Raw genomic sequence first — 15,585 nt, 5'->3', positions numbered from 1 at the left:
GCCCGCGCCTCCAGATCGTAGCGATTCGTCAGACCGGTCGTCCGCCGGAACACGGCTGGCCTCACTGCCGGCTCCGCGCCGGCAGGGGCCGGGGATCGGATACGATCGCTCACCGAGCGTCCCCGGGCCACATCCGGCAAACGCGGACCGCCGGCGGAGGCCGCAAGCGGTGCGGTGGACAGGACGGGTCCGGCGCGAAAAGGGTCAGGCGCGCGTGGCATCAGACTCACGGTCTTCGGCGATCCGCCGGCAGCGAAGGCTTACCGGATCGGGCTGTCCGAACGGAGGTCGGCGGCCTTCGGATGCGTGCTTCGTCCGCACATCACATCGTCCGGCCTCCAACTGGAAGGCGAGACCGAAGGCTATTCCCCATCATTTGATAAAAGCTTAATTGCAGTCCGGGCTTTGACAAGGCCTAGATTGCACCAACAAAGACCAGGACCCACCCTCTCTGGTCCATAATGGTGCCCGTCTTAGATGAGAACTGTTTTGGTTCAGCACAGAGGCCTTCGACAATCCCAGCCAGGACCATCCTCGCTCACAGCAGGATATGGGGGCCGAGTTCCGCTGCCGGCAGCGGCTGCAGGAACGCCGCACCGATGCCCTCCCCGAAGCAGCGGGCGACCGTCGCAGGCGTCCGGCCGAGCGTGATCTGCGTGCCCGGCTCCAAGGGAACGTCGATCCTCACGGCAGCGCCCGAAGCGGAGACGTTGATCAGGCGACCGGGGATCTGCGTACCGCAGGCCATGGTCACGAGGATGTCTGGATGATCGGGCACGAAGCGCGGATGCGCGCGCTGGGGCACGTCGTCACCGTTCTGGTCGGCGGCGAGTTCGAGGAGCCGTCGGACGATGACCGGAAGCGGTGCCTCGGCCCGGAGCACCCGGGTCACGAAGTGCTCCTTGCCGCATTCGATGACCTGGGCTTCGAGGGAGCCCGCGTGGCGAATGCTGCACGACAGGGTTTCACCCGGATCCGGCACGACCGAGGAGCGAAAACGCAGGCCGAGCACCGACACGTCGGCCGTGACCGCGTAAAAATCCGAGCGCTGACGGTTCCAACAGAGGGCGGGCAGGATCAGACGTGTCGATGATGATGTGATAGCTTCGCCCATGACCGTCCTGCGGTTGCAGGATCACTAAGGCACCCGCCATCCGATAAACCTTTACGGCAACGCTGAGAATTTGACGGAATAACGGTTTCTTGCAGAGGAAATCAGGACCGTCGCGGCAGCCCCGCGGGCCAAGCGCGAACTGGTGCAAGAGCAGGCGACCCGCGACCCTTCGCCTACGAGCCTTCGCCTACGAGCCTTGCTCCGCAAGCGTTGGCCCGCCCGCACCCTGGAGACGGGCTCTACCGGACGATCCGCCCCGCCTCAGCGCTGGCAATCGGTGCTGGACGGCAGGGTGTCGAGGCGCGTCAGGTCTCCGACCACGGCGAACTCGCCATAGTTGAGGCGCAGCGCGCCACTGACACCGTTCTCGTAGAGATCGAAGTTGAGGACGTAGATCGGCGTGCGCTCGCCCTGGCCCGGAACATAATAGCTCAGGGTCACGGGCCAGTGGGGCAGGGCTGCCATGGGACCGTCCTTGAGCGGCTTGTCGCGCTCCGCCGCCTTGTCGGTGGCCGCCGGGGCCGGACCCGGTCGGCCGATGACCGCGAGGGTGTCGTAGACCTTGCGCCCGTCATCGGAGCCGTCGAAGACCTTGACCGAGACGGTGGTCTGCCCGTCGCGCCCGGCCTGGATCAGACGGCGCATGTGCAACGTGGGAAACAGGACCTCGCCGGAGTCCTGGAACTGGTCGCGCTTGGGTTCCTTCAGCTTCACCTTCAGGCTGTCAGGCGTCGATTCAGCGGTGCCATCCACGGTCTGGCCCGGCGTCCCGTCGAGCACCGTGCTGGTCTTGAAGCGGTAGCTGTGGCCATCCCCGCTCTCGAAGGTGGTGTTGCGCAGATCGGAGGTCCGGCTGCCGGTCTCGCCGCTGTCCAGCACCGTCACCTGCCGGGTCTGCATCGTGTAGCCCTTGCAGGCGTCGCCTGTGAAATCGATGACGATGCGCCCGCGCGCGCTCTCCACCGCCCGGGTGCCGCTGCTCTCGGCGAGCGACAGATCGTAGACGGCGCGGTGATTGGCGAGGGTGATCGGCGAGGCGGCCCCCGCCGCAGTGGCGAACAGGACAAGGCCGGCCGCGAGACCGGGACTCGCGACGCGCGCCATCACGGCTTCTGCACTCACGCTGGAACGACGCATGAACTCTCCTGACAGGGTCGGGCCGGGGGTGCGGACACCCGCCGGAGACCCTGAGATAGGGCATCCCGCCCGCGCGAGCGAGGTTCGTTCGGGCACCGCTGCATTCGCCGCGCCGCAACGCGCGCCCTACCTATCCCCGGAGAAGAAGAACCCCGGAGCCCGACGCGCATCCGGGACGGAACCAACACCGGACGGGAGAGAGGATACGCCCATGGACGCCGATACCCTGCGCTCGCTCCAGGCCCCGATCAAGGACCGCTACCGCAACGCCCCCGATTCCGCCGTCGTCACCCTGCGCGCCCGCGGCAGCCTCGACGATACGTCGATCGCCTGCAAGGTCGAGACCGGACGCGCCCTCGCGGTGGCGGGCCTGCACCCGGCCACCGGCGGTTCCGGCGCGGAACTCTGCTCCGGGGACATGCTGCTGGAGGCGCTGGTGGCCTGCGCCGGCGTCACCCTGAAGGCGGTGGCCACCGCGATCGGCGTGGAGCTTCGATCCGGCACCGTCAGCGCCGAGGGCGACCTCGACTTCCGCGGCACCCTGGGGGTCGATCGGGAGGCACCCGTGGGCTTCCGGGCGATCCGGCTCGCTTTCGCCCTCGACACCGACGCCCCCCAGGACAAACTCGACCAGTTGCTCAAGCTGACCGAGCGCTACTGCGTCGTGTTCCAGACCCTGAACCACAAGCCGGATCTGGCGGTGGCCCTCGCGCAGGGCTGAGCCGCGCGTGACGTTTTCGCGCCCGGATGCGTGATCCCGGCGCCGTGATGATGTGTTCCCCACAGTATGATGATTTTCGAGTGGATCGTCGGCGTCCTGTTCGGCGCCGTGCTCCTGGCGGGCCTCGCCCGCCGGCTGGGTGCCCCCTACCCGGTGTTCCTGGCACTTGGTGGAATTGGCCTCGCCTTCGTTCCGGCGGTGCCGAACCTCGTGCTCGATCCGGAACTGGCTTTGGCCCTGTTCCTCGCTCCGGTCCTGCTGGATGCCGGCTACGACACGTCGGTCCGGGACCTGCGCACCCACTGGCGGCCGATCGCCGGCCTCGCCTTCGGAGCCGTGGTGGCGACGACGGCGGCCGTGGCCGTGGTGGTGAAGTGGCTCGTGCCCGACATGCCCTGGGCCGCCTGCATCGTGCTCGGCGCGGTGGTGGCGCCGCCGGACGCGGTGGCGGCTCTCTCGGTGCTGCGCCAGGTCTCCCTGCCGCACCGCCTCACCACGATCCTGCGCGGCGAGAGCCTGCTCAACGACGCCGGCTCGCTGCTGATCTACCGGCTCGGCGTCATGGCGGCCGTCACCGGCAGCTTCTCGCTGACGGAAACGGTGCCGATCCTCATCGGCGAGATCCTCGGCAGCCTCGTCATCGGCCCGGTGCTGGCGCTGATCTACAGTGCCGCCATGCGCCCGGTTGCCGACACGCCGAGCATCATCGTGCTGCAATTCGTGGCCGCCTTCGCGATCTGGATGGGCGCGGAGGCCTTCCATCTCTCCGGCGTGCTCACGGTGGTCACCTTCGCGATCACGGCGGCCCGGATCGCGCCCGGCCGCACCCCGCCGCGCACCCGCATCGTCTCGTACGCGGTCTGGGACACGGCCGTGTTCGTGCTCAACGTCCTCGCCTTCGTGCTGATCGGACTGCAGATCGGGCCGATCCTCGAACGCCTGACCCGGGCGCAGCAGATCTCCTATGCCCTGGTCGGTGCGGCGGTGTTCCTCACGGTTGTGGTTGTCCGCCTGGCCTGGGTCCTGCCAGCGGCCCATCTCGCCCGTCTCGGTGCCGATGAGGCCGAGACCCGGGACCGCGGCCTCTCGGCCGGAATCGCCGTGTCCTGGGCGGGCATGCGCGGCATCGTCACCATCGCGACGGCGCTGGCCCTGCCCGAGGGCGCGCCGGCCTTCCCCTATCGTGACCTCATCGTGCTGACCGCCTTCTGCGTGATCATCGGCACCTTGACGATCCAGGGCCTGACCCTGCGGCTCCTGCTCAGCCGCCTCGGGCTCGAGGACAACGATCCCGTCGGCCGCGAGGTCGGGCACGGCCGCACGGAGGCTTTCCGGGCCGCCCTGAAGACCCTGGAGGATGCGGAGGATGCGCCCTCGCGGGCTCTGTGCGAGGAGTTCCGCATCGCCCTGGAGCAGGCCGAGGCGCGCGATACGGGCTTCGCCGCCGAAGCCCTGCCGGCCGATGCCGCCCGACGCCGCGCCATCGAGGCCGCCCGCGACCGGGTTCTGGCCCTGCGCCGCACCGGCGAGATCGGCGACGACGCCTATTATGTGCTGGAGGAGGAGTTCGACTGGGCCGAGCTGAACGCGACGCCCAGGGCCGAGACCTGAAACCCGAGACCGATTTCCCGCGGCAAGCTCAGGCCAGGGGCGCCATCCGGAGGGAGAAATGCGCGCCCTGCACGTCGGGGGCGACCGCGAGGGTGCCGCCCAGCTGGCGGGCCAGACTGTTGACGATGCGCATGCCGAGGCTGGCGCTGCGCGCGGCCGCCGGATCGAACCCCTCCGGCAGCCCGGCGCCGTCGTCCTCGACGGCGAGGATCAGGGTCCCTGCTGCGTCGGGCCGGGCCTCTACCCGAATCTCGCCCTCGCCATCCGGGTAGGCATACTTGATCGCGTTGGTGACGAGCTCATTGACGAAGAGCCCGAGCGGGATCGCGAGATCGGCGGGAATGTTGACCCGGGCGGCGCGACAGACCAGGCGATGGCGCGGAGCGCTCTCCTGCAGTTTGGCGCAGAGCGCTTCGAGGAAGCCCGCGACGTCGATCGCCTCCAGGCTCGGCTGGCGCCAGAGCTGATCGTGGACCTGGGCTACCGCCTCGACACGGGTCCGGGCATCGGCCAGGGCGTTCTTCACGTCGGCATTGTCGGAGCCGCGGGCCTGGAGCCCGAGGAAACCTGCCACCACCGCGAGGCTGTTCTTGACCCGGTGGCTCATCTCGCGGGACAGCAGCTCCTGCCGCTCCAGGGCCGCCTTCAGCCGCGCCTCGGCCCGCTGGCGCTCGATGGCACCGCCGACGAGGTTGGCGAAGCCCTGCATGAAGGCGATGTCCGCCTCCTCGAACTGGCCCTCGCGGGTGTCGTCCACCTCCAGCACACCGTAATTGCCGTCGCGGTTGGCGATCAGCACGTTGATGGCCCGGCGGATGCCGTGGTCGGCCATCAGCTTCGGAGTGCGGAAGCGGGTTTCGTTCTCGAGGTGGTTCGAGATCACGGGACGGCCCGTCTTGAGGGCGTAGCCCGCGGGCGAGGCGAGATCCGCCCCGATGATGGTGGTGCCGACCGCATCCGCCGCCCAGCCGATTCCGGCGCAGACGAGGAGGCAATCCTGATGCGGCTTGTATTCCAGGGCCTTGCAGAACTGCGCCTCCATCCCCTCGGCGCAGAGTTCGGTGGCGCGCTGGAGCAGCGGCAGCAATTCCGTGGCGCGCAGGGCTTCCACGCCGAAATCGGAGAGAATCGCCTGCTGCCGCAGCCGGAACGCCAGGGCCTTGGGCGCCAGATCCGCACCTGCCGAATCCATACCCGCTGAATCCGCACTTGCCAGATCGGTCTCCGCCAGGGCGGTCTTCGCCGGCTCGGTCATCGCAACGATACGCTTCTCGGGTTCGGCACGGTCGGGTTGGTCGCCCCCTTGTGCGACACACCGCCTGAGGCCCGCAAGGGCATGCAGCAAGTCCCGACGCAGAGTTGATACCCCGCGCCGCTGGGCTCAGCCGAACGCCACTCAGATTTCGATCTCGGTGCCGACCTCCACGAGTTGGCGGGTCGGCACGCAGAAATGCGCCCCCGTGCGCTCGGCGTTGCGCAGCAGGAAGGCATAGATTTCCTCGCGCCAGGTCGCCATGCCGCGCTGGTCGCTCTTCGGGATGATGGTCTCGTGGCCGATGAAGATCGTCAGGTCGTCGAGACACTCGGGCGGCAGGCGCTTCGACTCGACCGCGCAGCGCAGGCCGTCGGGAACCGAGGCGTCCTCCATGAAGCCGTAGCGCAGGATCACCCGGGTGATGTCGGGCGTGATCGCGATGACCTCGGCGCGCCGGTCGCGGGCCACCGTAGGCTCCTCCTCGTAACGGGCGGTGACGATGAGGACGCGCTTGTGCAGGGCGTGACTGCGGGCGACGAAGCGGGACAGATGCAGCGGGATGGCGCTTGTGGCCGAGGACAGGAAGGCGGCATTGCCCGGCAGCACGATCGGCGGGTCGCGCCGGAGCTGTTCCAGGAACTCGGCCTCGGGCTGGCGCAGCGCGACCCGCGCGGCCTCGACGAGCTGGTTGCCCTTGCGCCAGGTCAGCATCAGGAACGCCACGAGCCCGGCCAGCATGAGGGGAAACCAGCCGCCCTCGAACAGCTTCACGCTGTTGGCGCCGAGGAACACAAGGTCGATGGCGAGGAAGAACCCGTTCACCGCCAGGACCGCCACGGGGTTGTAGCCCCATTTCAGGGCGACGAGAGCGGCCAGCAGCGTGGTGATCGCCATCAGGGAGGCCACCGCGATGCCGTAGGCCCCGGCGAGCGCATCCGACGAGCCGAAGATCAGGACAGCGCTCAGGGTGGCGGCGGCCAGCAGCCAGTTCACCATCGGTACGTAGATCTGCCCGCGCTCGAGCCGGGCGGTGTGGACCACCCGCATCGGCGGCAGGAAGCCGAGCTGGATCGATTGCTGGGTCAGCGAGAAGGCCCCCGAGATGATCGATTGCGAGGCGATCACGGTCGCCAGGGTCGCGAGGCCGATCAGCGGGTAATGCGCCCAGTCCGGGCTCAGACGATAGAACGGGTTCTCGATGGCGTCGGGCTCGACGAGCAGGAGCGCACCCTGCCCGAAATAATGGATCACGAGGGCCGGCAGAACGAGGCCGAACCAGGAGGCGCGGATCGGGCCGGCTCCGAAATGCCCGAGATCGGCATACATCGCCTCGCCGCCGGTGACGGCCAGGAAGGCGGCACCCAGCATGGCGAAGCTGACGTGCCAGCCCGCATGCGTCAGGAACTCGACGGCCTTCAACGGGTTGAGCGCGGCCAGAATCTGCGGCGCGTGCCAGATGCCCCCCAGACCCAGCAGCGCCAGCACGACAAACCACACGAGCATCACCGGCCCGAAGATGCGGCCGATGAAGGCCACGCCCCGGCTCTGGACCAGGAACAGGCCGACCAGGATCAGAACCGTGATCGGCACGACGAAGCGCGACAGGGCCGGCGCCTCGACCTTGAGGCCCTCCACCGCGCTGAGCACCGAGATCGCGGGCGTGATCGCGCCGTCGCCGTAGAGCAGCGCCGCGCCGATGAGGCCGACCACCAGGAGCACACCGGCCCAGGAGCCGGGCTTGGCGTTCCGGGCTCCGAGCAGCGCCAGCATGGCGACGATGCCGCCCTCGCCGCGATTGTCGGCGCGCAGGATCAGCACCGCGTACTTGATCGACACGATGAGGATCAGCGACCACAGGATCAGCGAGACGGCCCCCGTCACCGCGATCGGGGTCGGGGGCGCCCCGGCACTCGCGGCACGGACCGCCTCCTTGAAGGCGTAGAGGGGAGACGTGCCGATATCCCCGTAGACGATGCCGAGCGCCCCCAGCATCACCGCCGGGCGCAGGGCCGGTCGTCCCATCGGGGATTCCTCGTGGGCCACGGGCATGGTCTCCGGCAACGGCGAAGGTTCGCGCCGTCGCCCGCAGGTAGGGGCGGGTTTCCGTCCGACCAGGGGCCCGATCGGTCTCCGGCTTGAAGTGGGGACGGGCGCGTCACTCGATCCGCACCATCACGCTGTCGCTCGCACCCGTGGCATCCATCACCGAGATCCGCGCGAAGCCCGCCCCCTCCGGCTCCCAAGCCGATTGGCGCCGGGGGCCGCCCGCCACCGGCAGGCCGTCGACCATCCAGGTCAGGGGCGGCACGCCGCCGAGCGCCTTCAGGGCGAGGCTGGCTTTCTGGTCGGGACTCGCGAACGGAACGGGATCCGGCTCCGACAGGCCGAGACCGATGCGGGCGCCGTCCGGCGGGTAGGCGATCTTGAGGGTGGCGCCCCACGCGGCCGACAGGGTCTTGGGAATGTCGCGCCGGATGTGACGCAGGGGCGGCGGCAGGCCGGCGGTGGTGGTCACCAGCGCCTCGCGCGGCATCGGCACCGGGTCGGGTTCGCCGCCGAAGCGCGCGAAGGCGTCGAACAGGATGGGGGCCGCCGCCACCCGGCCGACGAGGCCCGGCACGGCGTTGCCGTCGGGCCGTCCAACCCAGACCGCGATGGTCACGCGCCGGTCGAAGCCCACCGCCAGGGCGTCGCGGTAGCCGTAGGAGGTGCCGGTCTTGTAGGCGATCCGGTTCGGGAGAGCGTTCTCGGGCGGCGGCGCCCCCCGCAGGCTGTCGGCGACGTACCAGGCGGCGACGCCTTCCGTGATGCGGGCTTCAGCCGTCACCTCGACCGGCGCTTCGCCGAGGCGACGGGTCAGGTTCGGCACCAGTCCCTGCCGGGCGAGGCCGGAGAACAGGCGGGCAAGGTCGGTGAGCGTGATGCCGAGGCCGCCGAGCGCCACCGGCAGGCCCGGCGCGGTGTCGCGGGGCAGCTCGATGCGGGCGCCCGCCGCCCGCAGCCGCGCGATGAAGCGGGCCGGACCGACCACCTCCAGCAGATCCACCGCCGGTACGTTCAGGGAGAGCTGGAGGGCGCGCCGCGCCGTCACGGTGCCCTGGTAGCCGAGATCGAAGTTCTCGGGGGCGTAGCCGGTGAAGCGCACCGGGCGGTCGTCCAGCTGAGTTTCCGGGTGAGCAAGTCCCGTCTCGAAGGCGAGTGCGTAGATGAAGGGCTTGAGAGCCGACCCCGGCGAGCGGATCGCGCCGGTCATGTCGATGGCGCCGGACCGGCTGGCGTCGAGGTAGCCGGGGCTGCCGACCTGGGCCAGCACCGCGCCGGTGCGGTTGTCGAGGGCCAGGATCGCCGCCGAGATTCCCGGCCCGACGGATGCGGCGCGCTCGGTCGCCAGGGTTTCCAGGCTGGCCTGAAGGCGTCCGTCCAGGGTGAGGCGGAGGACCCGCGCCGCCGGATCGACGGCATGCGCCGCCTCGGCCGCGTGGGCCGCCAGCATCGGAAAGGATTTTCGCGAGGCCGGCACCGGCTCGGCGCGGGCGGCCTGCGCCTCCGCCGCCGTGATCACGCCCTGCGCCACCGCGATGGCGAGGACCCGGTCGCGGGCCCGTCGGGCCGCCTGGGGAAAGCGGTCCGGCCGTCGCGCCTCCGGCGCCTGCGGCAGGGCAACGAGGAGCGCGCTTTCGGCGAAGGACAGCCGCGCCGGCTCGCGCCCGAAATACGCCAGGCTCGCCGCCCGCAGGCCCTCGACCGGACCGCCATAGGGGGCGAGCGCCAGGTAGAGATCGAGCACCCCGTCCTTGCCGAAGCGCCGCTCCAGCTGAACCGCCCGCACCATCTGGCGCAGCTTGGCGCGAAGCGATCGCTCGGAACGCGGCTCGACGAGGCGGGCCACCTGCATCGACAGGGTCGAGCCCCCTGAGACGATGCGCCCCGCTGCCAGCCACTGCCACGCGGCCCGGAGCGTCGCGGCCGGGTCGATGCCGGGATGCGAGGCGAAGCGCCGGTCCTCGTAGGCGGTGAGCATGGCAAGGTAGCGCGGATCGACCTGGGGTGCCGTGACCGGCAGGCGCCAGCGCCCATCGGCGGTGGCGAAGGGGCGCAGCAGGCGTCCCTCCCGGTCGAGCACTACCGTGGAGCGGAGCTCGGCCTGCGTCAGGTCGAGGGGCGGGAGGGTTTGGATGAAGCGCCAGACGGAGATCGCACCAAAGACGATCACCGCAAATGCTCCGAGCGCGGCGCGCAGAAAACCCCTCCCCCTCTGCGGGGGAGGTTTGAGGCGCGCCTCCGGGACAGACGGACTTCGCACGGCCCTACTTCGCACAGCCCTACTTCGCGCTCACCGTCATCGCGCCGAACCCGGTGCGCCCGAAGCGCTCCGGCCGGTACATGTCCTCGATGGTGGCGGCCGGGTGGACGTAGGTGCCGGGCGAGACAGCCCGCACCGTGTAAGCGACCCGGAAGAAGGCCGATTGCTCGGGGGTCCGCTCGTAGGCGGCCACGAAGCGGTCGTCGCGGAACTCGGTGTGGACCGGAGCCACATCCGACTTGGCGAAGGCGAGACCAGTGAGCGCGTCGGCATCGAGGAGCTTCGGGTTGTCGATCTCCAGGCCGGCGGGCAGCCGGTCGACCAGGAGGAGGCGCCCGGCGCTGGCTTTGGCCTCGGTCACGGTGAGCACCACCACGAGGCGGTCGTTCTGGTGGATTCCTTGGGCGAGATCGACCGGGGAACCGTCGAGGCGGTGGTAGCGCCGCTCGATGGTGTAGCCCCGCGCCTCGGCCGGTTCCGGTGCGATCGGGTTGCCGCTGACGCCGATCACCGCCTGCACCGCCTGGGTGCCCGCATTGACGAGGGTGACGGGCTTTCCCTCCAGGGCGGCGGCGCGGTAGCTGCGCGCCAGGGCGCCGCTCTCCGGCTTGCCGTCCAGGGTGAAACGGAGGTTGTCCGAGTCCGCGCTCATGCCCTCGGCAGCCAGCACCATCCAGGCATCCTCCTGCGTGCTGGTCGGTCGTCCGGTCGCCCGCTCGGCCGAGATGATGGCACCGAGCGGCTGGACGCTGTCGCGGGCGAAGCCCGTCTCGGCGGCCAGCGCCAGCAGACCGGCGCTGTCGCGCAGGCGCGAGCCGTAATCCGGCCGGTAGGCCGAAATCGTGGACGCCGTCTCCCGGAAGCCGGCCATCGCCGAAGCGAAGGCTTTGGTGGCCCGGCCCCGATCGCCCAGCAACGCCAGGGCCGCCGCGATCTGTCCGCGCGCCAGGGGAGTCGCGAACGCGGCCAGCTTGGTGTCGGCGAGGTAGCGCAGGTCGCCCATCACCGGGCGGCCGTTGCGCGCCAGCACGTAGGCCGCATAGGCGATGTCCATGCCGCCGTCCCCGACCTCGGTGGTGTTGGCGACCGCGTTGCGCAGGCGGTCGAGGGCGCTGGCGAAGGCGATCTGGGGCACGGCGAAACCGCGCTCGCGGGCCCGGGTCAGGAAATCGGTGACGTAGGCGTTGAGCCAGGTGTCGCTGGCGCCGTCCGTGGACCACAGGCCGAAATCACCGGCCGCGTTCTGGCGGGACAGCACGCGCTCGATCGCCTGGCGCACGCGCTCGTCGGCCTTGTCGAGGCCGAGCTGATCCTGACCGAGCTGATCCTGAGCCGCGAGGCGGTTGACGTAGAGGAGCGGCATCGCCCGGCTGACGGTCTGCTCGGAGCAGCCGTAGGGATAGCGGTCGAGCGCCTGGAGCAGGGCCGGCACGTCGATGCCGGCGAGGTTCGAGGCGGAGAGCGAGACCGTCCCGGTGCCGGGCAGGATGTCGGCGAGGAGTTCGTCGGAGACGCGCAGGGACGCGCCGGGTTCGAGACTCTGCACGGAGCGGCGGACGAGCGCCCCCGTGCCGGGACCGATGGTCAGGGCAAAGCTCTGGCCGACGCCCTTGGGCAGGCCGGGACCGGAGAGCGTGAGGTCGATCCGCGACGGGCCCGGTCCGGCGGCGGTGATGGGGATCACCAGGGAGTCCTTGGCGCCCGCCTCCAGCCGCAGGGTCTTGTGCATGGCCTCGGCGCCGACCAGCACGGAGCCGGTCAGGTCGAGGTCGACGGTGTAGTCGCCGGCCTGCCCTTCGACGTTGTCGATGGCGACGTGGAAGCGCGAGCGGTCTCCGACATTGAGGAAGCGCGGCAGGGTGCCGGTGACGACCACGGGGTCGCGGATGATCACGTCGGCCTGGGCGGCGCCCACCTTGGTCCGGCTCCAGGCGGTCACCATCACCCGGCCGGTGCCGTTGAAGGCCGGCAGGGGGAAGCTGACGCTGGCGCGGCCGTCGGGGCCGACCGTGAGGGGCCCGGAATAGAGCGCCAGCGGCGCCTGCGTCGGAGGCGAATCGGCGAGTTCGGCCGCAGCCCCGTCGCCGCCGGAGCGGATGGCGCCGAGCGTCCCCTGCATGCCGTCGATCAGGTATCCGTAGAGGTCGCGGATCTCGGGGCCGAGGGCCTTCTGGCCGAAGAAATAGCCGAACGGGTTGGGCGCCTCGTAGCGGGTGAGGTTGAGGATGCCGACATCGACAAGGGCCACGGTGACCCGGGCCTCCTCGTCGGCGTTCAGGCCTGCGAGCCGGATCGGCAGGGTCAGGGTCTCGCGCGGGCGCACCTTCGCCGGCGCCTCGAGGGTGACGCCGAGGGTGCGGCTGTCCCGGTCGACCCCGAACCACGCGACACCGAGCGCCCGGCCCGGCAGGCGTTTGGCCGCTTGGTCGAGAGGCCGGTAGGCGGTGGCGACGAGGTAGGCGCCGGAGCCCCATTCCGCCTTGACGGGAATGTCCACGGCGGTGCCGGCAGCCGGCACGTCGACGGTGAGGAGCGCGTGCAGCTTGTCGCTGACGACGGCGAGAGTCGCCTGTCCCTTGAACGTCGGCTGCAGGCGGGCGTGGAGCGTCTCGCCGGTGGCATAGGCCGCCTTGTCGAGGCGCAGGTCGAGGAGGTCCGGCACATCCGTCGTCTCGCCCCCGCTCCAGCCCACCGTGAAGGTCACGCTCGCGGTGGCGGCGGGCCGGCCGGGGACGCTCGCCTCCAGCCGGTAGGTGCCGTAGCTCACCGTGGCGCTGACGCGGCCCGGCGCGTCGGGGATGAGGTCGAGGCGGCCATCGGCGACGCGGCGGGTGCTAATCACCGGCTCGAAGGACCAGCGCCCGCCCTCGCGGTACCATTGATAACTCTTCTCGACGCGCTGGAGCGTCCAGGCCACGTTTTTCTGCGTCAGGCGCTGCCCGTCGGGAGCGGCCATGACCACGTCGAACCCGGCGACGCCACCCTCGGTCAGGTCGCGGGAGAAGCCCTTCCGAATGGCGAGCACCGGCGCGTCAGGCAGGATCGGCAGGGTCAGGCTGCGGCTGAGGGCCCGGCCGCCCGGCTCACCGACCTGCAAGGTGATTCTCGCCTCCACGGGGCGCGGGGCGGCCAGGGCCTGGACCGGCACCACGAGCCGGGCCTTGCCGGCCGCATCGGTGGTGGCACGGGCATCGATCTCGGCCGAGGAGGCCTCCACGCGCTCGTCGTCGAGGCCGACCGAGAAGCCCTCCAGGCCCTTGATCCCGCTGGTCGCCGCCTGCTGGATCAGAACGGTGCCGGAGACCTCCAGCCCGGCGCCCGGGGCGCCGTAAAGGTAGCGCGCCGCTACGTCGATGGTGGCGGGGGCGCCCCTGGTCAGGGTGGGCGTCGCACTCGACAGCGTCACGTCGAGGCGTTCGGGGACATAATCCTCCACCAGGAAGCTCGCCTCACCGATGGCCGGCGCCTTGGGGTCGGTATAGGCCGCCACCCGCCAGGTGCCGTGCTGCGCGCCGGCCAGGAGGGGCAGCGCCAGGGCGCGGCCGCCCAGACCCGCATCCGCCACCTGGGCGCGCCGGTACTCGACGCCATCGGGACGCCTGACCACCAGCGTGAGCGGAATTTCCGGCACGGCGGCGCCCTGCGCGTCGCGCAGAAGACCGGTGAGGTTCACGGTCTCGCCCGAGCGATAGACCCCGCGCTCGGGGAACACATAGGCCTCGACGGCGCCGGGCTGCGGGCGTCCCTTCACGCCGCGATCCGTGAGGTCGAAGGCCGACTGGTTGAGGTCGAGGAAGCCGTAATCGTCGCCGATCTGCGCCACCACGAGGCCCGGGCTGATCCCGCCCTCCCCGCGCGCGAGGCCCGGCGCGAAGGCGACGTGCCCCTGGCGGTCGGTCTTGGCGACCGCCAGGACCTCGTTGTTGCGCGCCACCAGCCGGATTTCGGCGCCGGCCACCACGTCGGCCGAGGCCAGCGAGCGGGCGAAGACGTGGACGCCGTCGCGGCCCTTGAAGGCAGTGAGTCCGAGATCCGAGACCACGAACCATTGTGTCGCCTGCTGGTCGTAGCCGCCCTCCTCGTCGTTGGACGCCGTGGTGCCGGAGGGCTGGGCAAGCATGATGTAGATGCCGGGTTCCAGCTTGCCGACCGCCTGCAGCACCGGGAAAGCGGTGACGGCCTCCTGATTCAGCTCCGCCTTGGCCGTCTCGAGGACGCCTTTCCAGACGCGCTGGCCCTTCTGGTCGGCGATGGTCCGCGCCGTGGCCCCGTTGAGTTGCGACAGGAAGTCCTCGGCCCGCAACGACGGCAGCAGCCCCCGGTCGCCGACCCGCAGCACCTCCACGTCGATCTTGGCCGCGTTGACCGAGACCAGGGGCACGCCGGCCTGACCGGTGCGGGGCAGGACGTAGTTGCGTCCGGTGAAGCGGACCTGAGGCGAGCGGTCCCGGACATAAACCTCGTAATCAGCGGCCTTGAGCAGGGTCTCTCCAACGCTGGAAGGGAGCCCGGAGCGCACCACGAAGGCGTAGCGCTCGCCGTGCTTGAGCCCATCGACGCAGACCTGCTGGCCGGTGCCGGTGACGGCGGCGTTGGCCGCGCCCGAGACGGCGATGAAGGGTGTGAAGTCGGTCTTTGGCGCCAAGCCTTCCGAGAACTGGAAGCAGACCCGCGGCGCGGCCGCATCCGAATCGACGGTGTAGTTGAGGATGCGGAAGCCGTGCTCGGCGCGAAGGCCCTCGTAGGTCTCGCGCACCTCCGCGGCGTCGGCGAGCGCCAGGCTGGCACGGTAGGCCTCGAGCGATGGGCGCCACTCCGTTTCGGCGGCGTAAACCTCGCCGAGGGTCGCGAGCGCCTCGGCTTCGGCCGCCGCGCTGCTCGCCCGCAGGTAGCCCTGGTAGGCGGCGGCCCGCGCGTTGCGGCGCAGGCGCAGGCGGCTCGCGTAGTCACCGGTCCGCTCGTCGTTGCCGACCGCGCTCGCGGCGCGCGCATAGGTGAGCCAATTTGCCGATCCACCAGGTTCGAGGGCCACCGCGCGCGCGAGAGGCTTCAGGGCCTCCGCCGGCTTCTCGGCCTCGATCAGGGTCTCGCCCTCAGTGCGTGCCATCACCGCGGACTTGGTGTCCGGCCGGGGATGTCCTGCCTCGCTCGTCAGGGTCGATTCGAGGCGGACGCCGTCGCTGGCGAGGTCGTCGCGCTGAAAACCCTTGGCCAGCGGAGCCCGGGGCAAGACCTTGGCTGCGGTGCGCGCCGTCGATCCCTGCCCTTGACCAGGGACTTGAGACTGGACTTGCGCCTGGGCGGGCAGCGCCAGCAGCCCGGCAAGGGCAAGCACCGGCACGAGGCCCGAGATCCCGACCACAGATCGGGGCGAGCGCCCGTATCCGGATGATCCCGCCATGTTTCCACCCCGTTCGCCGGAGGCCGGTACGTCGCACCGGTCC

Annotated in this window: 8 protein-coding genes; 2 read left to right on the top strand and 6 right to left on the bottom strand. The window is 70.5% G+C overall.

Going from position 1 to position 15,585, the window contains the following annotated elements; genetic code table 11:
• Positions 1-538 precede the first annotated feature (538 nt).
• Both J7U37_RS07190 and J7U37_RS07185 read right to left on the bottom strand, forming a co-directional pair.
• Positions 539-1,114: a PilZ domain-containing protein gene (locus tag J7U37_RS07190; RefSeq protein WP_056187908.1), complete on the bottom strand. Its 576-nt coding sequence runs from the start codon at positions 1,112-1,114 to the stop codon at positions 539-541.
• A 261-nt stretch (positions 1,115-1,375) separates the two neighbouring features.
• Positions 1,376-2,251 carry a cell envelope integrity EipB family protein gene (locus tag J7U37_RS07185; RefSeq protein WP_247635277.1) on the bottom strand — a complete coding sequence of 292 codons (876 nt, stop codon included), beginning with the start codon at positions 2,249-2,251 and terminating at the stop codon, positions 1,376-1,378.
• A gap of 211 nt (positions 2,252-2,462) precedes the next feature.
• On the opposite strand from J7U37_RS07185, the gene J7U37_RS07180 reads away from it, so the two are divergent.
• Together J7U37_RS07180 and J7U37_RS07175 are read left to right on the top strand one after the other, a co-directional pair.
• Positions 2,463-2,972 carry an OsmC family protein gene (locus tag J7U37_RS07180; protein WP_247635276.1) on the top strand — a complete coding sequence of 170 codons (510 nt, stop codon included), beginning with the start codon at positions 2,463-2,465 and terminating at the stop codon, positions 2,970-2,972.
• Positions 2,973-3,038: 66 nt separating this feature from the next.
• Positions 3,039-4,583, top strand: a complete 1,545-nt coding sequence (locus J7U37_RS07175) for a sodium:proton antiporter (protein ID WP_247635275.1) — start codon at positions 3,039-3,041, stop codon at positions 4,581-4,583.
• A 28-nt stretch (positions 4,584-4,611) separates the two neighbouring features.
• Here the strand turns inward: J7U37_RS07175 and J7U37_RS07170 are convergent, their stop codons facing one another.
• The 4 genes from J7U37_RS07170 to J7U37_RS07155 all read right to left on the bottom strand — a co-directional run bounded on the left by J7U37_RS07170 (position 4,612) and on the right by J7U37_RS07155 (position 15,542).
• A complete protein-coding gene (locus J7U37_RS07170) occupies positions 4,612-5,775 on the bottom strand; it encodes a histidine kinase dimerization/phosphoacceptor domain -containing protein (RefSeq protein ID WP_056188143.1) in 1,164 nt (387 codons plus the stop codon).
• A gap of 204 nt (positions 5,776-5,979) precedes the next feature.
• Positions 5,980-7,887 carry a KUP/HAK/KT family potassium transporter gene (locus tag J7U37_RS07165; RefSeq protein WP_056188140.1) on the bottom strand — a complete coding sequence of 636 codons (1,908 nt, stop codon included), beginning with the start codon at positions 7,885-7,887 and terminating at the stop codon, positions 5,980-5,982.
• 106 nt (positions 7,888-7,993) lie between these two features.
• Positions 7,994-10,051, bottom strand: a complete 2,058-nt coding sequence (gene pbpC, locus J7U37_RS07160) for a penicillin-binding protein 1C (protein WP_247635274.1) — start codon at positions 10,049-10,051, stop codon at positions 7,994-7,996.
• Between the two features lie 109 nt (positions 10,052-10,160).
• A complete protein-coding gene (locus J7U37_RS07155; RefSeq protein ID WP_247635273.1) occupies positions 10,161-15,542 on the bottom strand; it encodes an alpha-2-macroglobulin in 5,382 nt (1,793 codons plus the stop codon).
• Positions 15,543-15,585: the final 43 nt, after the last annotated feature.

It is taken from the genome of Methylobacterium sp. 37f, from assembly GCF_023093475.1.
In the GTDB taxonomy this organism is placed as follows: Bacteria; Pseudomonadota; Alphaproteobacteria; order Rhizobiales; family Beijerinckiaceae; genus Methylobacterium.
Note: the sequence above shows the minus strand (reverse complement) of the source record. Positions and strands in the feature narration are given on the sequence as shown.

Excerpts from the sequence above, each read along its gene's own strand:
- J7U37_RS07175 (WP_247635275.1), top strand. The coding sequence starts at position 3,039 with ATGATGATTTTCGAGTGGATCGTCGGCGTCCTGTTCGGCGCCGTGCTC.
- J7U37_RS07165 (WP_056188140.1), bottom strand. The coding sequence starts at position 7,887 with ATGCCCGTGGCCCACGAGGAATCCCCGATGGGACGACCGGCCCTGCGC.
- J7U37_RS07170 (WP_056188143.1), bottom strand. The coding sequence starts at position 5,775 with ATGGATTCGGCAGGTGCGGATCTGGCGCCCAAGGCCCTGGCGTTCCGG.
- J7U37_RS07185 (WP_247635277.1), bottom strand. The coding sequence starts at position 2,251 with ATGCGTCGTTCCAGCGTGAGTGCAGAAGCCGTGATGGCGCGCGTCGCG.
- J7U37_RS07180 (WP_247635276.1), top strand. The coding sequence starts at position 2,463 with ATGGACGCCGATACCCTGCGCTCGCTCCAGGCCCCGATCAAGGACCGC.
- J7U37_RS07190 (WP_056187908.1), bottom strand. The coding sequence starts at position 1,114 with ATGGGCGAAGCTATCACATCATCATCGACACGTCTGATCCTGCCCGCC.
- J7U37_RS07155 (WP_247635273.1), bottom strand. The coding sequence starts at position 15,542 with ATGGCGGGATCATCCGGATACGGGCGCTCGCCCCGATCTGTGGTCGGG.